This window comes from Sedimentitalea sp., from assembly GCF_039973035.1.
Lineage (GTDB): Bacteria > Pseudomonadota > Alphaproteobacteria > Rhodobacterales > Rhodobacteraceae > Sedimentitalea.
Map to the genome: position 1 here is coordinate 35,217 of NZ_JBDWLR010000029.1, position 23,869 is coordinate 59,085.

Below are 23,869 nucleotides of genomic sequence, written 5' to 3' on the forward strand. Positions count from 1 at the left end.
ACCATGCTCTCATCCGAAAGCCGTTGGCAGGCCGCCTTGGGCATGCCAATCGCGGGGCTCCTCTGGAGCCTCGCCACCCTTCTCGCGCGCAGCGAACAGGTGGATGCACTGGGGATCCCCAAGACAGAAGCCTTCTTCTACATCTCACTCGGCGGCATGGCACAAACTCTGCTGCTTTGGGTTGGCTTCACCGGTGTCCTTTGGGCGATGACAAGCGCCTTTGGCGGGCAGATGCCGTTGTTGCGGTTGATGTCGCTTGTCTCTGCCGCCTCGATCCCGCTTTGGATCGGAGCGCCTGCAACAGCCTCATGGATCAACGGCCCCGCGAGTCAAACCGCGGTCGCAGCAACTCTTGCGATTATGTCGATGGCCCTGTTCCTACCTACCCTGGCAAGGGGCGTGGCCACAGGATTGAACTGGCCGCTTGTTCGCGCGCTTAACGCAGTGTTGGCCGCATCGGTCTTTCTAGCCAGCTTTGCCTTTCTGGCCCTCTAAAACACAAATACTTCTAAACATCAGGAGAAATAAAAATGACAATCGACGCATTTGTCTTTGACGCCTACGGAACACTTTATGACGTTCAATCCGTTTCAAAGATCACCAACGAGGAATTCCCCGATCATGGTGAATTGATCACTCAAGTCTGGCGGATGAAACAGCTAGAATACACTTGGCTTCGTTCGATGATGGGCAGCTATCGTAGCTTTTGGGAGATCACCGAAGCCTCTCTGATCTACACGCTCAACGCCATTGGTGTGTCCAGCGACAAGACCGTTCGCGACCGGATCATGGACAAATACCTGCATCTCGACCCGCATTCCGATTGCCTCACGGCGCTGGATGCGCTGCAAGGGGTGCCGCTCGCTATTCTGTCGAATGGTAATCAGGAAATCCTCGATGCCTTGGTCACAAACACCGGGCTGGATACAAAACTGCAATCGATCATCAGCATCGACAAGGCCGGAATATTCAAGCCGCATGACGATGCTTACGCACTGGTCGAAACAACGCTCAACGTTAAGCCAGAGAATACGGTTTTCGTGTCGTCGAATGCGTTTGACGCCTGCGCCGCAAAGAACTTTGGTTTTCAGGTCGCCTGGATCGAACGGGTGACACGTGATGCTTTGGCAGCTGAAATAGCAGCTGCCGAGGTGGTCGGTCCGTCGACAATGTTCAAACTCTTGCGTATGCAGATGGAGAACTTTGATATGGAACCCGATCACCGCCTGACCTCTCTCAATGAACTGGCAGATTTAATCGAACAACCAAGCAGAATGGCAACGCAAGAAACACTGGATGCATGACGGAACACAAAATCTCTGAAGGTGTCGTGCCCGGCTTCTGGGACATCGCCACCAGCAAGCGCGTGGTCACGCGCGCTGCGCGGGTTGCCATCCTGGTCGGTATCGCCTTGGCGATCATCAATCACGGAGATCGCCTTTTGCAGGGGGATATTGACACGACTGCCGCGCTAAAGATCCTGCTGACGTTTTGTGTGCCCTACTCGGTATCAACCTACTCTTCGGTGCTTGCAACTCGCGAATATGCGGCCATGCAAAAGCCAACTTAGAGGACTTGGTCCCCCAAGCCGAGTTTCATTGCGGGCCCGTGCTTTGTCGCGGGCCCGTCTCGAATCCAGTTTGGACTTGCTGTGCCGACACCATGGACGCCCATGCCCTGTACGAGGCAAACAGATTACCTTACAATACAACTATATACGACTGACTGCATACGGATATCGGTACTTGAATGGCTCGACATAGAGAATTCGACGAGAATGATGCACTTGACGCAGCGATCGAGGTGTTCTGGCGCCGCGGATATTCTGGTGCGCCCATTCAGGAAATTTGCGACGCAATGGGGCTGAACCCTGGCAGCGTCTATGCAGCATTCGGCAACAAACACGGACTGTTTCTGGCCGTCATCCGGCGATATCTGGATAGTATGAACCGTCCCGGTCTCGAGTTATTGGAAAGCACCCCCTGCGGCCTCGATGGAATCCGCGCCTATTTTGATTTCATCGCGGACGGTATCATTAACGGTAATCGCCGGTGGGGATGTCTGGGCACCAACGCCTTTGTCGAACTCAAGGAGTTAGACGACGATGTTGCCCAGTTGATGTCTGATCATCTGGCTCGATTGGAAGCTGCATTTTGCGGGGCATTGAAGCGCGATTCCTTGGAAAATCCGGAGAGTCAGGCAAAGTATCTTCTCTGCGTAGCCCAAGGGCTTAATGTTCTTGCCAAGACCTCGCCAAGCCGGGGCTCGCTCAACTCTGTCATCGACTCCGCAATGGCATCTTTGATGCTACCACGCCTCGCGGCCGAATAGGGGATGTCCACTCCATCAGAACCCGTCATTGCCGCCCAGACTCGCGGTCAAAACGCCCTTGGGCGGTGTTCAACAGGCTTCGTCAAACCACTCCCTCGCACGCCAGTTTCGTTCAACAAACTCTCACGTTTCGTTCAAGACCGCCTTAGCCCTGCTTCCTAACCTACTCCGACGGCGAAGGCTCTCCGAGCACCAACTCAAAGCTTTGGCAATCGGGGGGCTTCTCGCGGGTGAATCATGGGAGGAAAAACATGACTACGAAAGTTGACGCAATTGTCATCGGGGCCGGTGTATCAGGTCTTTATCAACTTCATCAGCTAAAACAGCAGGGTCTGAGTGTTCAGGGTCTTGAGGCCGGAACGGATGTTGGCGGAACCTGGTATTGGAACCGCTATCCCGGCGCGCGGTTCGATTCTGAATCCTATATCTACCAGTATCTGTTCGATGAAGACCTCTACAAGGACTGGACTTGGAGCGAACGTTTTCCGGCGCAGCCCGAGATCGAGCGTTGGTTGCATTACATTACCGACCGGCTGGATTTGCGTGATCACATCAAATTTTCGAGCCGCGTCACGACTGCGGATTTCAACGAAGAAACAGGCCGGTGGGCCGTCGAGACGGAGCAGGGCGACCGCTTCGATGCGCAATATGTGATCGGCTGCACCGGGATGCTTTCGGCGCCGCTGGCGAACCGCTTTCCCGGTCAGGCCAGCTTCAAGGGAACCATCGTCCATACCGGTCTCTATCCGAAAGAAGGAATTGATTTCACAGGCAAGAAAGTTGGCGTGATTGGCGTTGGCGCCACCGGTATTCAGGTGATCCAGACCATCGCGCCGCAGGTGGAGACCCTGAAGGTTTTTGTGCGCAAGCCACAGTATGTCCTGCCGATGAAGAACCCCAAATACGGGCCCAAAGAGGAAGCCTGGTACAAGAACCGCTTTGAAGAGTTGAAATCCACTCTACCGGACACGTTCACCGGCTTTGAGTATGATTTTGAGGTGACCTGGGCCGAACTGACCCCCGAGGAGCGCCGCGCGCGGCTGGAGGCGGATCATGCGGACGGATCGCTCAAGTTGTGGCTCGCGTCCTTCGTCGAGATGTTCTTTGACCCGGAGGTCAGCGAAGAGGTATCGCAGTTTGTCCGGGACAAAATGAGCGAACGTCTGAAAGACCCTAAACTGATCGACATTCTGGTGCCGAAAAAGGGGACCTATGGTTTCGGAACGCATCGGGTTCCACTGGAATCCAATTACCTCGAAACATACCTCTTACCCCATGTTGAGGCGATCAGCGTGCGCGACAATGCCATTACCGAGATTGTTCCTGAAGGCATCAAGCTCGCGGACGGCTCAGTCTATGAGTTGGACATTATCATTATGGCGGTCGGTTTTGATGCCGGCACCGGGGGCATGTCACGGATCAATTTCAACGGGCGCAAAGGGTTCAATCTGCGTGATGAATGGAACAAGGACACCCGCACATCGATGGGGCTGCAGAAATACGGTTTTCCAAACCTGTTCATGACCGGTGTTCCGTTGGCACCATCAGCGGCTCTGTGCAACATGACCACGTGTCTGCAACAGCAGACCGAATGGATCAACGATTGCATCAAGCACATGCGCGAGAGCGGGAAGACGGTGATCGAACCGAACGCAGCGTTCGAGGATGCCTGGGTGCAGCACCACGACGACACCGTCAACGCCACGCTGTTTTCCAAGACCGACAGTTGGTACAATGGTGCCAACATCGACGGTAAGCCCGGGCGCTTTATGTCCTACACGGGTGGTACGGGAACCTACCGCCAGAAGTGCAAGGAAGTTGCCGAGAGTGGCTATGAGGGCTTCGAGATCGCCTGATCTAATGCCCGCTCTGAAACCGGAGGCTGCGGCATTTCACGCCGCGGCCTCTCTTACTGAAGGCCCCTTCGAAACTCGGCAGGCGGTACCCCATGCGCGCGACGGAAAAGTCGTGTCATGTGCGCCTGATCTGAGAACCCGCAATCGGCAGAGATTGCTTTGATAGCCAGATCACTATTTGACAGCAGTCGCCGGGCGCGTTCAAGTCGACGTGCGATGACATAGGCATATGGCGGGGTGCCGAAAGCCGCCTTGAAATGACGTGCGAATAGACAAGGTGTCATACCCAGCTCTTGGGCCATTGCCGACAGGTCCAGTGTTTCCGGCAAATTGGTTTCAATAAATTCTGCGATGATCCGTTTTTTTGATGGCGACAATTCTCCGGTCGTGCGATCGACACGGGTTTGTACCATCGCGTATTGGCGCAAAAGATGCACGATGAGGGCGCGGGTCATTGACTCGACATAGAGCGCGCCGCCCAAGCCAGCCTCTTGCGCCTCTTGTGAAAGTGCCTTCATGACATTTGCGATGACGGGGTCGGTGGTGCGCAGCACATCCTCCAGTGCGACACTGGAGACGACACTGTCGAACATTTCGCTTGCAACCTCGATCATCAGCGTGCTCGAAATATAGATGTGGGTTACGTCAATAGGTTCATCCCACGTCCAATGCGCGCTTTGTGCCCGCGTCAAGAATGATGCCGCACCGGGACTGAGAGTTTCCTTTGTCCAGCGTCCGTCAAATCGGCGCTGCATCGGTGTGGTGCCCGAGCGATACCCGACAAGCATGAAGTCTTTCATGGCCGGAACGATCACATCCTGCCCCGCGTAGTGATAAGAGCGCAGCCCGACGTTCTTCCACCCAAGATCGTCGCTGGCCAGCAAGGTTTTTCCCGGCACCCATTTCGGCAGGTCTTGCCATGAAATAAAGTCGGTCATTTTCGGTCCTCCCAAACTGACATGGGCGCGGGAAACCAGTTCCCGCACCCATGTTCATCGCGAAACGTGATCGGTAGATCAGGCTGCTTTGGCGGCGGCGATCGACTGATAGACAGCGGTTTCAAAGTCAAGATAGCCGACAAAGGACTGGGGATCACCAAAGGGCAGGATTTGCGTCGCCCAATAGCCGCCGATGCCGTTCTGCCGGTCAATCCAGAAGAAACTATTGGCCAGTCCGGCCCATCCTATCGATCCCGCGGGGCGGCCCGTCGGGGCCTGTTCGGAATTGACCATGAAGGTGTAGGACCAATCCTTTTCCTGACCCGGAAAGAACTCTGCGTCATTGGACAGGCTCGGGATCACGCCTGGCAACATCGTCACCTTTTGTGGCGGCACCAGTGCGCCTTTCACGGCCCATTCCACTGTTTCCGGTTTCAGGACCCGGCCATTCGGGCCAGCGCCGTCGTTCAGCCACATGCGGATGAACTTCATGTACTCCGGAACCGTACCGTAAAGCCCGTGCCCCCCCATATCCACTTCCGGGTTATCGGGTAGCGCAAAGTCGGCCATTGGCGTCAGGCCGCCGTCCTCGCCCCGCCCATGGATCGTTGCAGACCGGGCTTTCATATCATCGGTGCGGGTAAATGCGATGTCGGTCATGCCGAGTTGATCGAACACACGTTCGCGCATGACCTCGCCCAACCGTTTGCCGCGAATACCTTCGACCACCTGACCGACCCAATCGATGTTTGACCCATACTGCCAGCGCTCACCCGGGTCGAACAGCAGCGGCGTTTCGATGGCCGCGCGGGTGCCTGATACAACAGAGGGTTGCCCGTGTTCTTCGGCCATCCGCTTGTAGTTTTCATCAAAGAAGTCATAGCCGAAACCACCGGTATGCAGCATCAACTGACGGGTCGTGACGTCAGATTTCGGCGCCCGCAACATTGGCTGGCCCGCATCGTCAAAGCCTTCGATGACCTGTAGTTTGCCGATGGCAGGTGCATAGTCTTTTGCAGGCGCATCAAGATCGAGCAAACCGTCTTCAACACATTGTAACGCCGTCGTTCCGGCAATCGCCTTGGTTGTCGAAAAAATGGCAAAGACCGTATCTTCAGTCATTGCAGTGCCGCCCAGAACCCGTTCGCCAGTTGCGCCGGAATAGATGTCGCGTTCGCGGTCTGTGACCATTGCAACCACGCCAGGAACACGTGGATTGCTGCTCACGACGCCGGATAGTACCGCATCGCAATCTGTTTTCATGTTTGTCATGGTTTCCTCCCTTACCAATCTGATGAAGAGGTTACGGCGACCGGACAGATACTGTCTGTTCGATATCGGAAGGGGCTGTCCGTATTCGGAAGTAAAGCGCTGGAGCACGACGCTATGACACAGGCGCTATTTTGGAGAAGGCATTCTTTTCAGGGTGTTGGAGGGCAATTCCCCGAACCGCTTGCGATAGTTGCCCGCAAGTGTGCCCATGTTTACATAGCCCCACGCGGCAGCAATCTGGGTCACCGTGCTGTCCGATGTGGCGGCCTCAAGATCGGCGCGCAGCCCTTGGATGCGGCGCGCTGACAGGAACGCAAGCGGGCTCGTCCCACGAAAGCGGCGGAACCCTTCTGACAGCGTTCGTGCCGATACGCCGATACGTTTGGCAATATCGCCAATTGTGGGTGCTTCCCTTGCCTCTGCCGACATTATTTCTTCGGCCTGACGGACATAATAGGGCGCGGCGGTTCTTGCCCCTCTTTCGAGCGAAATGCCCGCACCAGCGGCCCATTCTTGCAACAGGTCGAGACAGACCAATTCCTCAAGATGGCGCGCCATCGCACCATCTTTCGAAAGCGGAAGATCGGCGCACATCGTCCGGGACACATACTCCAGAAGCGCCATCCAGCGCGAATTCGGCCCGCCGAACTTTACGCGCCGCGTCCAGAGCGAATTGTCCGGCACAAAGCCGAACCATTTTTCGGCGACTTCCTCCATCACTTGATGCGGTATCGTCAGGTTGAATTGCATATGATCCGGATCAGCGTCCAGCCAGTAGTCGGTACGCGAACAATCGACGACGAAACTCTCTCCTGCACAGGTTGATGCAGGTTCTTGATCACACTGGTGATTCAGCTTGCCGCGCAGGGTGTTCAGAACAAGGATATTGCCGGCTTCCGAATCGAATTTGTCCAGATGGATGCCTGTCCCGTAGGAAAATCGTGATGCCGTGACGCGCCCCGCTCTCGCTGACAACATGGTGGATTTCGGTCGCGAAAACCTATCCAGCGGGCTTACCTGATAGGGCATATATGTAGCGCGGCAAAACGCCTGAACTTCGTCCCAATCATTAGAATGGATGCGCCCCTCGTGCTGAATCGGCGAGCCGTCCGACCCCAACAAGAGGGCGTTCTCCAACATGATATCAGCCTCCCGCGTCCTTCAGTTGCTGCTTACCATAGAATAAGGCGCGGGCGCTTAGAAATACGACTGACGTCTAACAGGCTGCTGAAATGGTAATGATGCTGTAACCTTGCCCCGATAAAGCTGCCGGCTCACCTTTCGTTGAACTTTGCGACACGTCCCTTGTCGTTCGGTCACGGTCGACCCCTGCGGGTGCGATCTGAAAGCGTTTACGAAAACGATTGATCCAGAGCTAACCGCCGGTACGCCCAGACTTGGTAATCAATGAGCTGACGAGGAAAACAAATGCTTTATAAGCGCGGCATACCAGTTGGATGTATTCATCAGAGAGCGATAGCCAAATCAAGCGCGACAAACCACTTGGTAATGCCCGTCCCCCGTGTCAGAGGCTTCCGTTGATGGCCCTAGCGGCCTCAAGCGTCACCGGCGCCGCCTGATCCACGAAGTCCTTTGGTGTCCACTCTGATAACGATCCGGCGACGTGGATTGCGCCCAGCGGTAAGCCGTCGCGGTTTGTAACCGCCACGCCAATGGCGACTTCACCTTGCACGAATTCGTTCACGACGAGGGCGAAACCATCGCTGCGCGCCTGTCTGACAAGTGCCATGATCTTTTCGGGGTCAGTTTCGGTCTGGGCCGTGTATTCCGGTATCGTAGAGCGTTTGACAATTTCTTGCGCTTCAGTATCGGGCAATGCCGATAGCGCCGCGCGCCCGCCTGCCGTGCACGGGGTGGGGACGCTGTGGCCTACGAGGGTCGCGTAGAAGGTTTCGCGTTTGCTTTGGATGCGGAAGGCATAGATCAGGCGGGTTTCGTCGTAGAGACTGAAATCCACGCGTTCGCGGATGGTTTTACGCAGTTCGAGCAGAACGGGCGTTGCCTTTTGTACAACGGGGTCAAGCCGAAGCAAGTCCAGTGTGTGATCGAGCAGTCTGAAACCAGGCAGGTAACCATGATCATCCGCGCTTCGGCGGATATAGCCGAGCTTGAGCAGGGTATGGATCAACCGCTGCGCCGCTGATCTGTCGATCCCGGCATTCTTTGCAACGTTGGTCAGACTGAGAGGGCCGCTGGCATGATGGAAGGCGCTGAGAACCAGCATGGCGCGACCGACAGATTTGACAAAAAGGCGATCGTCATCTGACTGAAAATTAGTCGTTCTTGGTGGGTCGACGCGAAGAATGCTGGGCATGTAGCTCTCTGGGTTGACAAATCTTCAAGCACATCACTACGCTTGCTATGCACTATAGACGTATTGCAGTGCGATACACAAGAATCGATCTTAGGCACCAAGGCTCATGATCTTGAACAAGCAGATGGAATACGCATGGAGACGGGTTTGAGAGTAGCATTTTCTGGCTTCCTTCACGAAACTAATACCTTTGCTCCCTCGCCGGCAGACCTTGAAGCATTTCGGTTTGGCGGTGGTTACGTCCCAATGACGCGCGGCGCTGACTTGATTGAGGCCTTCCAAAGCGTGAACCTCGGGATGTCAGGGGCGCTATCCGTGGCCACCGCGCAAGGTTGGGACGTGGTGCCGGTTCTTTGGGCCGGTGCTATCCCATCGGCGCATGTGACCCGCGATGCGTTTGAGCAGATTGCAAATGAGATCGTTGCTGGTATCCGCGACGCCGGGCCGCTCGACGGTGTGTTTCTTGATCTGCACGGAGCTATGGTCGCTGAGCATCTGGACGATGGCGAGGGCGAGATTGCGCGACGTGTGCGCGCTGTCGTGGGGCCGGACGTGCCTATCGTGGCGGCGCTTGATCTTCACGGAAATATTTCGCAAGAGTTTGTGGAACTCGTTGATGGTCTTGTCGGGTTTCGCACCTATCCGCATGTGGACATGGCAGCCACCGGCGCCAGCGCCGCGCGATTGCTGGGCGAAATGATGCAGACCGGAACACGTCCGGCAAAGGCCTATCGCCGCATGTCATACCTTGTTCCGATCCCGTTTCAATCGACCGATCTGGCCCCCGCCGTCCGTCTTTATGCCGAGCTTGCGGATGTGGAAGCAAATGGCGCTATGTCGGCGTCTCTCTTCATGGGCTTTCCGGCGGCGGACATACCTGATTGTGGCCCGACAGCGATCGCGTTTGCTGACACGCAGGTGGCCGCAGATAAGGCGGCGGATCACATCGCCGCAGCCTATGAGGCCGCCGAAGCGGAGTTCGACAATCTCACCTACACGCCTGATGATGCAATTTCCGAGGCCTCGCGACTCGTCGCAGCGGGCGGTCACGGACCTGTTGTCATTGCCGACACCCAAGATAACCCGGGGGCTGGCGGTGTATCAGCAACCACTGGAATGCTGCGCGCTCTGATCCGCGCGGATGCACAAAACGCCGCGATTGGTCTGATCGTTGATCCTGTCGCAGCGCGCGCCGCCCACGACGCGGGACAAGGTTCAACCGCAGAGTTTCGCATCGGCGGTCACCCCGGTCTGCCCGACGACACCCCGGTCGTAACGTCGGCCGTGATCGAGAGCCTTTCGGACGGTAAACTGCATGCCACTGGGCCTTATTACGGGGGCACACGGCTTGATCTGGGTCCATCGGCCTGCCTGCGGATCGGCGGTGTGCGCGTGGTTGTTACCAGCCGTATCGCGCAGATGGCAGACCGCGAGATGTTTAGATCTGCGGGTGTCATCCCAGAAGATCAGGCGATCCTTGTCGTCAAGAGCTCAACTCACTTCCGGGCCGATTTTGCGCCGATTGCGCGCGACATCCTCGTCGCGCGGGCGCCGGGCCCGATGCCGTTTGATCCTGCGGACCTGCCGTTTACTCGGTTACGTCCAGGGTTACGGCTATCGCCAAACGGTCCCGTGTTCGGGGCCGCGCGCGCAGAAAAGACGCGCACCGACCTTGGCGGAGAACCCGCCGAGGTCCAACTTCAACAACTCGACAACCAACATGGGGAACAAGCATGCTGACTTTGAGAACGACCCTGACAAATACCCGCGGCCTGGCTGCGGCGCTGCTGATGGGGACCGCGTTGCTTGCGCCGGGCGCCTTGGCTGCGCAAGAGGATGAAACCACCATCACCGCCGTGATGCACTCTGGTCTGCGCGTGCTGGATCCGGTGATTACCACGGCTCATATCACCCGCAACCACGGCTATATGATCTATGACGTCCTGACGGCGGTGGACGAGATTTTCGCACCTCAGCCACAGATGGCGGATTGGGAAATTTCCGAGGATGGGCTGACCTATACGTTCACCCTGCGCGACAGCCTGACGTTTCACGACGGCGCACCGGTAACGGGGGCTGATGTCGTTGCTTCACTCAGCCGTTGGGGCAAGAAAGACTCGGGTGGCCAGCTGATCTTTGACGTAACCGAAAGCCTCGAGGCATCGGACGACAAGACCATTGTCTGGACGCTGACCAAACCTTTTGCGCCGTTGCTCGATGTGATTTCCAAACAATCCGCCGTACCGCCGTTCATCATGCCCGCTCGGGTTGCTGCAACATCAGCAGACGAGACGATCACTGAATATGTCGGCTCTGGCCCGTTTGTGTTCAACGAGGCGGAATATGAACCCGGCGTGAACGTCACCTATGAAAAATACGACGCCTATGTTCCGCGCGACGAACCGGCCTCGTGGATGGCAGGTGGCAAGGTTGTGAACGTGGACAAAGTCGTCTGGACCACGATGCCGGACTCACTGACCGCGATCAATGCCTTGTCCGCAGGCGAAATCGACTATCTCGAACAGGTTCAGATCGACCTGATGCCGATCATTGCAAGCAATCCGGATGTCATCGTCGAAAAGCGCGACGAACTGGGATACGTCACCATCGGGCGCCCAAATCACCTGCACCCTCCTTTCGACAACAAGCTGATCCGTCAGGCCGCGATGGCAGCGCTGGACCAGGAATCCATGCTGGCGACGATGCAGGGCGACCCGGAGTACTACAACGTTTGTGGCGCTATCTTTGGCTGCTCGACCCCTCTTGGGGATGAGGCAGGTTCCGAGGTTCTAACCGGTGGTGCCAACATCGAAGAAGCTAAGGCACTTTTGGAAGAGGCCGGTTATGATGGCACGCCGATCGTTCTGATGGCACCTACGGATGTGATCAGCCTGATCAACCAGCCCGTCGTCGCCGCTCAGGCGTTGCGCGAGGCCGGTTTTGAGGTCGATATGCAGTCGATGGACTGGCAGTCTGTCGTACAGCGACGCGCCCAGCAGAACCCGGTGTCTGAAGGTGGTTGGAACATGTTCTTTACCAATTGGATGGTGCCCGAAGTGTCGGACCCCTTGATCAACGTGATGGTCAATGGTCGCGGAAACGAAGCCTGGTTTGGCTGGCCGACCGATCCGGAAATCGAAGAGCTGCGCGCAGAATTTGTTGCGGCCAGCGACGAGGCTGCCAAGAAGGCAGTGGCAGTCAAGATTCAAGAGCATGTGATGGACAACGTGAACTACGTGATGATGGGCGAATACATCATTCCGCAGGCACGCCGGAACACGATCGATAACATGATCCCGTCGCCGGTCCCGGTGTTCTGGAACATGACTAAATCCGCAGAGTAATCCGCGACGGAGGGCGCGCAAGCCGCGCCCTCCATTCCGCAAGTTCTTAAGGAGAGCACGGAGCATGTTCCTCTATATTCTCAAGCGCGTGCTGGCGACGATCCCGGTGATGATCATCGTGGCAATCTTCGTGTTCCTGCTGCTGCGCCTGACACCTGGCGATCCGGCGGCGATCCTCGCCGGGGATGCCGCCACACCCGAACAGCTTGAACGTATCCGCGACCGGCTTGGCCTGAATGATCCGCTGTTGACGCAGTTCATGACATGGATGGGCCAGCTGCTGCGCGGCGATTTGGGCACCTCGCTGCTGTCCAATACATCGGTTGCGGGCATGGTTGCCGACCGGTTGGGTCCGACCATCAACATCGCCATGATGACGATTACGATCTCGGTCCTTCTGGCTGTGCCGATGGGGGTGATCGCCGCCTGGCGCCATCGTACCTGGGTCGATTTTCTCGTCATGTCGTTTTCGGTTCTGGGGTTCTCGGTGCCGGTCTTCGTGATCGGCTATATCCTGATCCAAATCTTCGCGATTGAACTGCGTTGGGTGCCTGTACAGGGGTACAAGGCACCGTCAGACGGCTTTGGCGCCTTCTTTTCCCGCGCAATCCTGCCGTCGCTCACGCTTGCAACGATCTACATTGCGTTGATCGCGCGGATGACGCGGGCCTCCATGCTCGAAGTGCTGGGTGAAGATTACATCCGTACCGCCCGCGCCAAGGGCGTGCGTGAAAACGTCGTTCTGTTTCGCCATGCGCTGCGCAACGCCGCAGTGCCAATCCTGACGATCATCGGGACCGGTTTCGCCCTGCTGATCTCGGGTGTGGTGGTGACGGAAAGCGTTTTCAATATCCCCGGGATTGGGCGGCTCACAGTCGATGCCATCCTCGCGCGTGACTATCCGGTCATTCAGGCGATGATCCTTTTGACCGCAGGCATCTACGTTTTCGTAAACTTGCTCGTCGACGTCTCATATTCCTTCTTCGATCCAAGGATCCGGTACTGACATGACAGAGACCCCAACATCACGACACAGCGCCTTTCAGGTGCTGACCGGGCTGTTTTCCCTCCCCGCGGGCGCGCGCGTCGGCGTCGGTCCCATGATCGCCGCAGTGATCCTCGTGGCTATTGTTCTGGCCGCGCTCCTTGCTCCATTTTACGTTCCATATGATCCGCTCTCGATGGATGCAATGGCACGTCTCAAACCGCCGTCAGAGGCACATATTCTCGGCACCGATCCCTACGGACGCGATATATTCTCACGCGTCATGATGGGCGGGCGGGTGTCTTTGCTGATCGGCATCGGCGCTGCTGTGGTCAGCATCGCCGTGGGTCTGATGATCGGTCTGGTTGCGGGGTTCTTTCGCGCGGCGGACGGCATCATCATGCGGATCATGGACAGCCTCATGGCAATTCCTGCGATCCTCCTGGCGATTGCTCTGGTCGCGCTGAATGGGCCCAGCCTGTCATCGGTGATCATCGCGATCACCGTGCCAGAGGTGCCACGCGTCGTGCGCCTTGTGCGGTCGGTCGTTTTGTCGGCTCGCGAAGAACCCTATGTCGAAGCCGCCATAGCGCTTGGGTCCTCCATGCCAAAAATCCTGGTCCAGCATCTGATGCCTAATACCTTTGCGCCGTTGATCGTTCAGGGGACGTATATCTGCGCCTCGGCCATTCTGATCGAAGCGATCCTGTCCTTTCTTGGTGCAGGTGTATCGACCGAGATCCCGACCTGGGGGAACATCATGGCCGAGGGCCGAACATACTTTCAAATCAAACCGGGGCTGATCTTTTGGCCGGGGCTCATGTTGTCGCTCTGTATTCTTGCGATCAACCTGTTGGGCGACACGGCGCGCGATCTTCTTGATCCACGCATGAAAAAGCGGGAGGGCTGAAGCATGGAGTTCAAATCCAAGGACTTCTCGGATGCCAAGCGCGTCCTGAAAATCCGCAAGCTTGAGGTCGGCCTGACGGGCCGTCCGAACGCGCCCCTCGTGCTTAACGAGATCGACCTTGATATCCGTGCAGGCGAAACCCACTGCCTCGTGGGGGAATCCGGCTCGGGCAAATCCGTCACGTCGCTGGCGGCGATGGGATTGCTGCCAAAGGATGCGTTGGAAATTCGAGGCGGTTTGATCGATCTTCAGGGGTTTGAGATCACCAACGCGACCGCGTCGCAAATGCGAGAATTGCGGGCGCGTCGGATCGCGATGATCTTTCAGGAGCCTATGACCGCCCTGAACCCTGTGTTGCGTGTCGGGGAACAGATCGAAGAAGTGCTGAACATGCACACTGATCTGTCCCAGACAGAGGCAAAGAAACGCACCATCGACATGATGGAACAGGTTCATTTGCCAGATGTCGAGCGGATCTATTCCGCCTTCCCGCACCAGCTTTCGGGTGGCCAGCGGCAACGCATCATGATCGCTATGGCGCTAATCCTCGATCCTGACCTGCTCATTGCGGACGAGCCGACGACGGCGCTGGACGTCACGACGCAGCTTCAGATCCTGAAACTGATCGCTGAAATGCAGGAACGTCAGGGGACAGCTGTGCTGTTCATCACCCATGACATGGGTGTTGTGGCCGAAATCGCCGATACCGTCAGCGTCATGCAGAAGGGCCGGATCGTTGAACGCGCGCCGATCCGCGATCTGCTGACCAATCCGCAAGAAGACTACACGAAAAAGCTGCTCTCTGCGGTGCCCAATCTGACACCACGCATGGCGCGTGCCGCGTCCGCGAAAGAAAACGTGGTCACGGTCGAGGGGCTGAACATGACCTATGGCGGCGGTGGCCTCTTTCGGAAATCCGATGAGGTCAAGGCAGCGCGTGATGTAAGCTTTACCATCGCGCCGGGCCAGACACTTGGCATTGTGGGCGAGTCGGGATCAGGCAAATCCACGGTTGCACGGTGCATCATGCGGCTGATCGATCCAACGGCGGGCAAGGTCACCCTCGCGGGAAGTGAAATTGCAAAGCTGACCCGTCGCCAGTTGCAGCCTCATCGCAAGCATTTGCAGATCGTATTCCAAGACCCGTACCGGTCGCTTAATCCGCGCTGGACGGTGGCGCGCAGCTTGTGCGAAGGGCCGATCAATTTTGGCACGTCGCGTGACGAGGCGATGGAGAAGGCCGCCGAGTTGATGGAACTTGTGGACCTGCCACGCGATGCGCTGGACCGCTATCCGCATCAATTCTCGGGAGGGCAACGCCAACGTATCGCGATTGCACGCGCCGTGGCGATGAAGCCCGACCTGTTGGTCGCGGACGAGGCTGTATCCGCGCTTGACGTCAGTGTGCAGGCGCAGGTCTTGGAACTGCTCGACGACATTCAGGAAAAATTCGGCGTCGCCATGCTGTTCATCACCCACGATCTGCGCGTCGCCGCGCAAATCTGTGACGAGGTGCTGGTGATGCAAAAGGGGCTGGTTGTAGAGCACGGCCCTGCAGGCCAAGTTCTGTCTGACCCCCATCACGAGTACACGAGAAACCTGATTGAGGCGGCCCCCGGCCGTCGTTGGGACTTTGCAAACTTTTGCGCGCTGGATGGCGTGCCCGGACATCAAGGAGCCACCGCATGAGTGTTATCCCCAAAATTGAAGCCTTTGCCGCTGAACTGACCGAGATCCGTCAGGATTTTCACGCGCATCCCGAACTGGGTTTCGAAGAGGTGCGGACCTCTGGCATTGTCGCTGAAAAGCTTCGTGCCTATGGCGTGGACGAGGTGCACGAGGGTCTAGGCGGGACCGGCGTGGTCGCGCTGATCAAGGGGCAGGGCGGTGGCAATCGCCGCGTTGGCCTGCGCGCCGATATGGATGCTTTGCCGATCGTTGAGGCATCTGGGGTGCCCTATGCCTCGACCAATCCAGGACGTATGCATGCCTGTGGTCATGACGGGCATACCACCATGCTGCTGGGTGCTGCGCGATACTTGGCGGAAACGCGCGATTTCGACGGCACGGTCGTCCTGATTTTCCAGCCTGCCGAAGAGGGTCTGGGCGGTGCGCGTCGCATGATCGCGGACGGACTGTTCGAAAAATTTCCCTGCGACGAAATTTACGGTATGCACAACGATCCCAATTCCGAACCCGGCGTCGTCAGTGTAACCCCGGGTCCTGCCATGGCCGGCGCGTCGTTCTTTGACATCACCGTCAAAGGCACCGGCAGCCACGCGGCGATGCCGCATCAGTCGAAAGACCCCATCGTCATCGGCACCAGTCTGGTGCAGCAACTGCAAAGCGTGGTCAGCCGCAATACGCCGCCAACCAAACCGGTGGTGCTGTCGGTAACCAAATTCAACGCGGGTTCGGCCTATAACGTGGTGCCGGACACGGCGACGATTTCGGGCACGATCCGCTATTTCCACGATGACGTCTCCGAGATGGCAGACGCCCGTATCCGCGAGCTTTGCGCCGGGATGGCACAGGCTTACGGGATCGAAATCACGGTCGATCTGCGCAACGTTTTCGACGTGTTGATGAATGATGCCGATTTGACCACCGCCTATGTCGCCGCCGCCGCCGATATCGTGGGCGACGATATGGCGGCAGAATCTACCGAACAGGCGACTGGTTCCGAAGATTTTGCCGACATGCTCAAGGTTGTGCCGGGCGCTTATTGCCGGGTCGGGCATGCGGGCAGCGTTCCGCTGCACAACCCGGCTTTCGTACTGGATGATGCGATCCTGCCGGTCGGGGCATCAATCTATGCGCGCATCGTCGAAACCCGTCTGCCCAAGGGGTAAGGCTGTTCAACTCTGATCCGTCTACCTCTCTCAATTTCCACAATACCCCAGGTCGGCCCTGTGCCAGTTTGGGACAGGAGCCTACCCGATGACCAACCCGCTTGATCTGCCTTTTGACGCCGACGAGATGCTTGCCGGTCTCAAGCCTTGGATCGAAACCGAAAGCCCGACATTCGACGCCGTTGCCGTCAACCGCATGATGGATTTGGTTCAGCATGAACTGGCGGCGCTTGGTGCCCGCGTGGAACGCATTCCGGGCCGTAGGGGGATTGGCGACAGTGTGCGCGCAACGATGCCGCATCCGAACGCGGGGCAGGGCGGTATCCTGTTGCTCGGTCATCTGGACACGGTGCATCCGATCGGTACGTTGGAAAAATTGCCGTTCCGGCGGGATGGCAATCTCTGCTATGGTCCCGGCATTCTGGACATGAAGGGCGGAAACTATGTCTTTTTGGACGCCCTGCGCAAACTTCTCGCGGCGGGCGTGACGACACCATTGCCCGTTACCGTCCTCTTCACGCCGGACGAAGAGATCGGTACGCCCTTGACTCGCGAACTCATCGAGACAGAAGCGAAACGGCATAAATACATCCTTGTCCCCGAACCCGCCCACCGGGACGGTGGTGCCGTGATCGGGCGTTACGCCATCGCACGCTTCAACCTTCGGACGCGGGGCAAGCCGAGCCATGCAGGTTGGGCCTTGGCCGATGGCCGCTCGGCGATCGCAGAAATGGCGAAAGCGGTGGCACAGATCGAAGGCATGACGACCGATGATTGCACCTTCTCGGTCGGAGTTTTCAACGCCGGGCAGTGGGTCAACTGCGTCTCTTCAGTCTGCGATGCCGAGGTGCTGACCATGGCCAAGACCCAGGAGCTGCTGGATGAAGGTGTTGCCAAGATGATGGCGTTCAACTCCGACGACGGTGACGTCGTGATGGAGGTCCGCCGCGGCGTGACCCGCCCAGTGTGGGAGCCAAACCAGCCCGGCACCATGGCGATGCTATCGCTCGCACAGGAAATCGCGGGTGAAATTGGCTTTGAAATGACCGGAAGCTCTGCAGGTGGCGGGTCGGACGGCAATTTCACCGGGTTTCTCGGTTTGCCGACGCTCGATTCCATCGGAGTGAGAGGGAAGGCGTTGCACACTTTGAATGAGCATATCGAAGTCGACAGCCTCGTCGAACGCGGCCGTCTTGCTGCCGCGCTATACTGTCGTCTGGAGGCCTGACTTCCCGCTCCGGGATTGCCAAGTTGTTGTCGCGCTTGATTTGACTATCGCCCTCTGATGCATATATCCAACCGAGATCCCGCGCCTAAAGGGCTTCCGTTTTCCTCGTGAGATCATTGCTTGCGCGGTCTGAGCGTACCTTCGGTTAGTTCAGAGTACGGCTGATGCTAAAGACCTTTTGACTACGCGGAATGTGATTGTCAGCCGGAAAACGGTCCGGTTCTGCGTCAATCGTTTTAGTCAATATACTTCATATTGCATCCGCCGGGATCAACCGCGCCCAGCGTCCATTGCCGTTCGCGAATGGATGGATCTAGACATGGCGGCGGTGAAGGCGTGCCGTTGCTTCCAGCGGATCGAAACTCTTATGGTCACGCCAGTACCGCGCGTCATCGCGACAGGTCCGCAACTCGGTTGAGATGATCTAAATCGACCCGACGTTCTGCCATGATTTCTTCGAGGTCGCGATGCGAAACGGGAAAGCGAACGTAGAAGTACACGGCGTAAAAGATTTCGAACTTCGGGTACTACGCGCCTTTGAAATTGTTCAACTCTTCAATCCTGGCTTGGACTCGGGAAAGTGTCGGACTTGGCGCGACTCAACTAAAATTAGAAACTTTTCGACACTACCAGCTAAGATTGGCAGACGAGTTCTCAACCGGATGACCGGATTTGGCAGTCCAATCTTCGAACGCGGTGTCTGAAGTCGGTCTTGTCTAGTGCGTGTTCCAAACTATTAGGTATCCGAGCAACGACGCCCATTGACGCCGCTATGCGGCACTTGACTCTCTCTGAAGTATGACATTCCATTAAGGAGCATCAATTGCGGTTTATGATAATTTATGAACGATCCAGAATTGATTTTGCTGCCGGTCCTGTCGGCCAGCGCAGATACTGATGGGCGCCTATTTCTCACTCAGAAGTATCTTGATGGAGCGGCTGAATATGCCAAATCGTGGCCGGGTCCAGTTACGACTCTGGCGCGTGTGACGAACCAGCCCATTCGCGATCTTGATCCAGCTGAAGTGACTCTGGGCAAAGGTCCAAACCACATTGAGATCCGCCCACAGGACCCCGAAAAACTTGCCTCCCGCCTAACGGACGCAGCTGGTGTCATGGCTTTTTTGGGGCCAGAAGAGGCGACCATGCTGAGACTTTGCAACCGGATGGACGTCCCCGTGGTTTTCGTCAGTGAATACTCGCCCAAGACAGAACGCCAGATCGTGGACACAGAAGTGTCGAACCCCGTTATCCGGTTCAGGCGAAAGGTTTGGTTACAGGGGGCCGAACGTAAGCGGCAAAAAATGTTGCATAAAGCGGCGGGTCTACAATGCAGTGGGACGCCTACGTATGATCTCTACCGACCGCTACAACCGAACGCGCTGTTGTTTTTCGACAACCGCGTACGGCAGGCAGACATTCTGTCAGATGACGCGTTGTCGCGAAAGATTTCAGACGTTTTGAGCGATCGCCCCCTGCGATTGGTTTTTGGTGGGCGACTGGCGGAAATGAAAGGGGTTCTTGACTTTCCTCTGATTGCCAAGGCCCTGATCAAGCTCGGAGTACCTTTTTCGCTTGATATTGTTGGGGATGGTCCACAGGCAGAGCAATTGCGGTCCGCAATTTCAGAACCGCCATTGGCTGATTGCGTGACATTGCATAAACCAATGGACTTCATGACCGAATGGATTCCCTATCTCAAGACGCGCACAGACCTTTTCATTTGCCCGCACCCACAAGGGGATCCATCCAGTACATATCCCGAAGTAATGTCTTGCGGGGTTGCTATGACTGGATATGAAAACGAAGCCTTCAACGGTATCGTTTCTCATTCCAGCGCTGGTTTCCTTAGTCCTATTGGCAAACCGGAACTGTTGGCAAAGCGTATTGCGCGACTGCACGAAGATCGGCATGCGATTGCAGCCGCCATGCCTCGCGCGTTGGCTTTTGCCCGCAAACACACATTTGAAGCAACATTTTCCCGAAGAATGGATCATATGATCCGGTCAGCAGGTCTGTGACGGGCGCCGGGTGGAGTGGTGAGATCTGGTGGTGAGGCGTTCGCTTTGATCATGTGGCCCCATCCCACATCAGCGCTGACCTTGCACTAACTTTACAGTGCCTCCCTGAGAGTTATCTTTAAAAAGAACCGACCCTAACACAACCAGACACCCAAGTTTCCTACACTCCTGAACGGCATTGAATTTGTGCGGAGTTTACAGCATCTTGAAAAGACCAGACCTCCGCGATATTGGCGCAGGGGCGATCCGTGCAGAAATGTTACTTATTTTGATGGTCTGTGACCGGATCGAGTGAGGAGGCTTCTATGATGAAATGGCCACCCATTCATGTGGCGCGTCCCAATCTGCCTCCGCTGGCACAAGTTCTACCGTTTCTTGAAGAAATTTGGGATAGTCGGATGCTGTCCAACAACGGCCCTCTGCTGAACCGGTTCGAGTCGGCACTGGCCGAGTATCTGGGCGTGGAGCATATCTCGATGGTGGCTAATGGCACGCTGGGAATAGTGCTAGCCCTGAAGCAGGCAGGGATCACATCTGGTGAGGTGATCACGACGCCGTTTTCCTTTGTGGCCACGGCACACGCAATCAAACTTGCAGGTGCCACGCCGGTCTTTGCCGATATTGACCCTTCGACGCTCAATCTGGATCCCGCGCAAGTCGAAGCAGCAATTACGCCGCAAACCCGTGCGATCTTGCCTGTGCACGTCTTTGGCACGCCTTGCGATGTTGAGGGTCTCGAGGATGTGGCCACACGTAACGGGCTTAAGATCATTTATGATGCAGCGCATTCTTTTGGTGTGCACCGCGACGGCCAGTCGGTACTACGCCATGGCGATATGTCAGTGCTGAGTTTTCACGCGACCAAGGTGTTCAACACATTCGAAGGGGGAGCTGTAGTGGCGCCTGATCGTGCCACAAAGCTTGCCATAGATCAGTTGGCCAACTTCGGCATTGCCGATGGATTGGGCGTCGATGATATCGGCATCAATGCCAAAATGCACGAATTCAGCGCGGCTGTCGGTCTGGCGCAATTATGTGAGATAGAGACTGTGCTGGACGCCCGGGCAGTGATTGCGCAACGCTATCAGGACCATTTGGGCGATATCCATGGGCTGCGATGCGTAAGCCCGACAGGGGTGTCAGGACATAACCACTATGCCTTTCCAATCCTGCTGGGGCCTGATTGTCACGTAGACCGAGAAACGCTGTTTGCGCGGCTTAGTGCGGAAAACATCTTTGCCCGACGCTATTTCTACCCGCTGATTACAAATTTTGCGCCCTATAATACCCTTCCGTCAGCGGATCCGACCCTTTTGCCTGTCGCGAGCCGCACAGCTGATGAGGTACTTTGCTTGCCAATGTTTTTTGATCTGGATGAGGCTTCTCAGGACCGAATTATTGAACAGGTACTAATTCAATGACGTTGAACTGGCCGATGGTAGTTCGGGCCGGTCATCGCCTGATCGCCAGAAAGCACCACCATGTTTTTGATATGGCTCACCAAATAGATGAGATTGCCCCGGCAGAGACCACGCATATCCCGCCCGCATTCCATCCAGAGGGTGCATTGGAAAAAGTGACTGGCCTTTCGCCCTGGCGCACCTGGCCATTCGAGATGGGTCTGATTAACGGGGGTCCCAATGAAAACGCGGCCACTCGGGCCTTTACCGTCAATGATGCCACGATATCGGGGCCATTTGTCTACAAAGGGGCAGCGAAGTATTTCCCCGGATACGGCAAGGCGAAGCTCTGGGATCGGACAGGCGCACGGACGATTGATATGCCCGAGGCGACTCTGGTCTCGTGCTTTGCAGGAAGTGGGTTCTTTGGGCCGTTTCTGACTGATAGTCTGCCACAAGAACTATTGCCTGGCGATGAGGCGCACAAGATTGTCGTACAGACCAAATCTTATGGCCATGAGGCGGGCTATCGGGCTCTCTTTGACTTGCCGGCACCGCCTCTGGTGCAACGGGCGCGCATCGGGCGGCTGACACTCTATGAAGACTATGGTCAGAATGCTCTCAGGCGCGCGCGCTACCGCATACTGCGCGACCGGTTACGCGCGAATCTCGGTCAAAATGACTGCCGCCCACGCGTAGGTGTCTACCTTAAGCGAGGTGCCACCGGCGAGGCGCGGATTTTGACGAGTGAAAGCACGCTTGAGACCTATCTGGCAGGTCTTGGCTTTGATATCGTTGAACCGGCCCGGCTGGAGGCCGAAGAGATTGCCCGCCGTACATTGGATGCGCCAATCGTTGTCAGCGTCGAGGGCAGTCATATATCGCACGTTTTCTATAGCATGTCAGAAACTGGCAGCCTGTTGGTCCTGCAGCCCCCTGATCGTTTTGCGATGGCCTACAAGGAGTTTACGGATCGGGTAGGAATGCGCTTTGGGTTTGTTGTGGGGACACAGACCGAGGGCGGATTCGCGGTGGATGTTGAAGAATTGCAGCGCTTGATGGATCGGCTGACCTAAGCTCCGATGCGAGCTCGGCCGAGTTGGTTCTTTTGTCAGGTCTCAAGCCGGTGAGTGCACCTTGGGGTGGATGAAATCAGGGGCAGAAATAAGCTCTGTCGCAAAACTGCGGCGACTGTCTCATGGTCGGGGGAAAAGGCTGTCGATCTTGCCGGTGAGATAGTAAAATACCAGCCCCCGCCATTCATGGGCACCCGCATCGGTCAGGCTTAGCCCATCGCTGAAATTATAGAAGAAGAAGGGGTCAAAGGGAGGAATCCATTTGAAATCTATTGGGTACGGTGTCGGGTTAAAACCCATTTTGCGGTAAGTCCCAATCAATCGCGGCATTCGGTGGGCAGGTGTGATCACCCACCAGATCTGATCACGTTCATCTCCCACCAGTGCCAGTGTATTGCGCGCACGTGTCACGGTCGTCGGCGAATTAGGGTCGATCACGATGCGGTCTTTCGAAACGTTAAACTCAAGTAAAATCCGGAGCATTCCGTCGGTTGTACGCAAGGGTGGCGGCGGATAATCGGTCCCGCTGCCGCCGCTCAGGATAATCCGGGCTCCTGGATAGCGTTGCGCCAAAAGGGCAACTGTGGGGATCGCCTCGCCGCCGTCTGCAAGTTCGATCAGGGTTCCGTTGTGGTTGGCCATAGCCTCATCCAACCCACCGCCGAGCACGATCAGACCGAAAGGCGGAGCTGCTGTTTCCAAATCGATTGGGGGAAACCGGGTCACTAACGGAGCGATCAATAATTCGCTCAGGCTGGTAAAGCCGAGCGCAAAAAAGCCAACCACACTTAGTGCCATGCAGGTGATGGCGCAACGTTGCCACTGCACCAGCAGCGCGAGGAGCGCTAGGCAAGCCAGAAGAAAGAGAAGTGAAGAGGGTGTGGTTACAAAGTCCATCACTTCCTTGAGTTTGGCCATAATAGACTCCACTTGAATCTGCTTCTGACGACGCAGGCATAGCATATGAGGCGAGGGGAGTGAGCAAAAACTTGGAGGTCAAAGGGCCATCTCAGAAACGTTTGACCTACCATCAAGCACTGCGGTACTTGTGACGGGGACGCGATGCGCTCCATGCCGAAACCATCGTATGCGCCGCCGTTTGTCCATTCGCGTGTTCGCAATGTCATCGACGCAACCTTCTGCGCGGGATGACGAGACTACGGGTCCGTTTCGACATCGGTGGCCACAATTCGCGAACGCTTCAAGGTTTTTGGAAAGGTAGGAATAGAATAAGCTGTGCCCCTTATCTCAGAAAGGCTTTGGCGCAAATTAAGCCCCAAGCGTGTTCGAGGTACGCCAGACGAGTACGTTGTCCGTGTGC

General features: G+C 56.6%; 20 protein-coding genes and 3 pseudogenes. 16 read left to right on the forward strand and 7 right to left on the reverse strand.

Translation table 11 applies throughout. The annotated features are described in order from the left end of the window. Nucleotides 1-3: 3 nt before the first annotated feature. From ABJO75_RS06430 to ABJO75_RS06450, 5 genes are all read left to right on the forward strand, one after another. Complete coding sequence (locus ABJO75_RS06430; RefSeq protein WP_348432398.1) at nucleotides 4-495, forward strand: hypothetical protein; 492 nt, start codon at nucleotides 4-6, stop codon at nucleotides 493-495. Between the two features lie 35 nt (nucleotides 496-530). Then, nucleotides 531-1,304 carry a haloacid dehalogenase type II gene (locus ABJO75_RS06435; protein WP_348128454.1) on the forward strand — a complete coding sequence of 258 codons (774 nt, stop codon included), beginning with the start codon at nucleotides 531-533 and terminating at the stop codon, nucleotides 1,302-1,304. Continuing rightward, nucleotides 1,301-1,570 carry a nitrate/nitrite transporter NrtS gene (nrtS, locus tag ABJO75_RS06440; RefSeq protein WP_348128457.1) on the forward strand — a complete coding sequence of 90 codons (270 nt, stop codon included), beginning with the start codon at nucleotides 1,301-1,303 and terminating at the stop codon, nucleotides 1,568-1,570. Before ABJO75_RS06435 ends, nrtS begins: the two co-directional genes overlap by 4 nt. Before the next feature lie 179 nt (nucleotides 1,571-1,749). Next, nucleotides 1,750-2,331, forward strand: a complete 582-nt coding sequence (locus tag ABJO75_RS06445) for a TetR/AcrR family transcriptional regulator (protein WP_348128458.1) — start codon at nucleotides 1,750-1,752, stop codon at nucleotides 2,329-2,331. A 251-nt stretch (nucleotides 2,332-2,582) separates the two neighbouring features. Then, nucleotides 2,583-4,187, forward strand: a complete 1,605-nt coding sequence (locus tag ABJO75_RS06450; RefSeq protein WP_348128459.1) for an NAD(P)/FAD-dependent oxidoreductase — start codon at nucleotides 2,583-2,585, stop codon at nucleotides 4,185-4,187. A gap of 53 nt (nucleotides 4,188-4,240) precedes the next feature. On the opposite strand, the gene ABJO75_RS06455 is transcribed toward ABJO75_RS06450, so the two are convergent. The 4 genes from ABJO75_RS06455 to ABJO75_RS06470 form a co-directional block, all read right to left on the reverse strand. After that, on the reverse strand, nucleotides 4,241-5,125 hold the full coding sequence (locus ABJO75_RS06455; protein ID WP_348128462.1) for an AraC family transcriptional regulator: 885 nt from the start codon (nucleotides 5,123-5,125) through the stop codon (nucleotides 4,241-4,243). Between the two features lie 78 nt (nucleotides 5,126-5,203). After that, nucleotides 5,204-6,397, reverse strand: a complete 1,194-nt coding sequence (locus tag ABJO75_RS06460) for a serine hydrolase domain-containing protein (protein WP_348128465.1) — start codon at nucleotides 6,395-6,397, stop codon at nucleotides 5,204-5,206. A 126-nt stretch (nucleotides 6,398-6,523) separates the two neighbouring features. Next, nucleotides 6,524-7,537 carry a helix-turn-helix domain-containing protein gene (locus ABJO75_RS06465; protein WP_348128467.1) on the reverse strand — a complete coding sequence of 338 codons (1,014 nt, stop codon included), beginning with the start codon at nucleotides 7,535-7,537 and terminating at the stop codon, nucleotides 6,524-6,526. Nucleotides 7,538-7,922: 385 nt separating this feature from the next. Next, a complete protein-coding gene (locus ABJO75_RS06470) occupies nucleotides 7,923-8,732 on the reverse strand; it encodes an IclR family transcriptional regulator (protein ID WP_348128469.1) in 810 nt (269 codons plus the stop codon). Between the two features lie 135 nt (nucleotides 8,733-8,867). Here ABJO75_RS06470 and ABJO75_RS06475 point away from each other — a divergent pair, with 135 nt between their 5' ends. The 8 genes and pseudogenes from ABJO75_RS06475 to ABJO75_RS06510 all read left to right on the forward strand — a co-directional run. Then, nucleotides 8,868-10,472, forward strand: coding sequence for a M81 family metallopeptidase (locus ABJO75_RS06475; protein WP_348128471.1), 1,605 nt, complete (start codon nucleotides 8,868-8,870; stop codon nucleotides 10,470-10,472). After that, on the forward strand, nucleotides 10,466-12,076 hold the full coding sequence (locus tag ABJO75_RS06480) for an ABC transporter substrate-binding protein (RefSeq protein ID WP_348128474.1): 1,611 nt from the start codon (nucleotides 10,466-10,468) through the stop codon (nucleotides 12,074-12,076). The genes ABJO75_RS06475 and ABJO75_RS06480 overlap by 7 nt, the downstream gene beginning before the upstream one ends. Before the next feature lie 64 nt (nucleotides 12,077-12,140). Beyond that, on the forward strand, nucleotides 12,141-13,082 hold the full coding sequence (locus ABJO75_RS06485) for an ABC transporter permease (RefSeq protein WP_348128477.1): 942 nt from the start codon (nucleotides 12,141-12,143) through the stop codon (nucleotides 13,080-13,082). Between the two features lies 1 nt (nucleotide 13,083). Then, nucleotides 13,084-13,971 (forward strand): ABC transporter permease, encoded by an 888-nt coding sequence (locus tag ABJO75_RS06490; RefSeq protein WP_348128479.1) that lies wholly within the window; start codon nucleotides 13,084-13,086, stop codon nucleotides 13,969-13,971. Between the two features lie 3 nt (nucleotides 13,972-13,974). Then, the gene (locus ABJO75_RS06495) at nucleotides 13,975-15,660 is read left to right on the forward strand and encodes an ABC transporter ATP-binding protein (protein WP_348128482.1); all 1,686 of its coding nucleotides are present in this window, start codon (nucleotides 13,975-13,977) and stop codon (nucleotides 15,658-15,660) included. After that, nucleotides 15,657-16,823, forward strand: coding sequence for a M20 aminoacylase family protein (locus ABJO75_RS06500; RefSeq protein WP_348128485.1), 1,167 nt, complete (start codon nucleotides 15,657-15,659; stop codon nucleotides 16,821-16,823). The genes ABJO75_RS06495 and ABJO75_RS06500 overlap by 4 nt, the downstream gene beginning before the upstream one ends. 88 nt (nucleotides 16,824-16,911) lie before the next feature. Beyond that, entirely contained in the window at nucleotides 16,912-18,051 is a 1,140-nt protein-coding gene (locus ABJO75_RS06505) for a M20/M25/M40 family metallo-hydrolase (protein WP_348128488.1), read from the forward strand. A 61-nt stretch (nucleotides 18,052-18,112) separates the two neighbouring features. After that, nucleotides 18,113-18,337, forward strand: a pseudogene (locus tag ABJO75_RS06510) (IS6 family transposase); the annotation flags it as partial. Nucleotides 18,338-18,461: 124 nt separating this feature from the next. Here the strand turns inward: ABJO75_RS06510 and ABJO75_RS06515 are convergent. Further along, nucleotides 18,462-18,563 (reverse strand): annotated as a pseudogene (locus tag ABJO75_RS06515) (IS6 family transposase); the annotation flags it as partial. Nucleotides 18,564-18,893: 330 nt separating this feature from the next. Between ABJO75_RS06515 and ABJO75_RS06520 the strand changes: the two are divergent. The 3 genes from ABJO75_RS06520 (at nucleotide 18,894) to ABJO75_RS06530 (ending at nucleotide 22,548) form a co-directional block, all read left to right on the forward strand. Continuing rightward, nucleotides 18,894-20,072 (forward strand): glycosyltransferase, encoded by a 1,179-nt coding sequence (locus tag ABJO75_RS06520; protein WP_348128491.1) that lies wholly within the window; start codon nucleotides 18,894-18,896, stop codon nucleotides 20,070-20,072. A gap of 305 nt (nucleotides 20,073-20,377) precedes the next feature. Beyond that, entirely contained in the window at nucleotides 20,378-21,493 is a 1,116-nt protein-coding gene (locus ABJO75_RS06525; RefSeq protein WP_348128492.1) for a DegT/DnrJ/EryC1/StrS family aminotransferase, read from the forward strand. Between the two features lie 71 nt (nucleotides 21,494-21,564). Then, complete coding sequence (locus ABJO75_RS06530) at nucleotides 21,565-22,548, forward strand: glycosyltransferase family 61 protein (protein ID WP_348128495.1); 984 nt, start codon at nucleotides 21,565-21,567, stop codon at nucleotides 22,546-22,548. Nucleotides 22,549-22,668: 120 nt separating this feature from the next. On the opposite strand, the gene ABJO75_RS06535 is transcribed toward ABJO75_RS06530, so the two are convergent. Continuing rightward, on the reverse strand, nucleotides 22,669-23,466 hold the full coding sequence (locus tag ABJO75_RS06535) for a YdcF family protein (protein ID WP_348128498.1): 798 nt from the start codon (nucleotides 23,464-23,466) through the stop codon (nucleotides 22,669-22,671). Nucleotides 23,467-23,544: 78 nt separating this feature from the next. Continuing rightward, nucleotides 23,545-23,781 (reverse strand): annotated as a pseudogene (locus ABJO75_RS06540) (ISKra4 family transposase); the annotation flags it as partial. Between the last annotated feature and the right edge of the window lie 88 nt (nucleotides 23,782-23,869).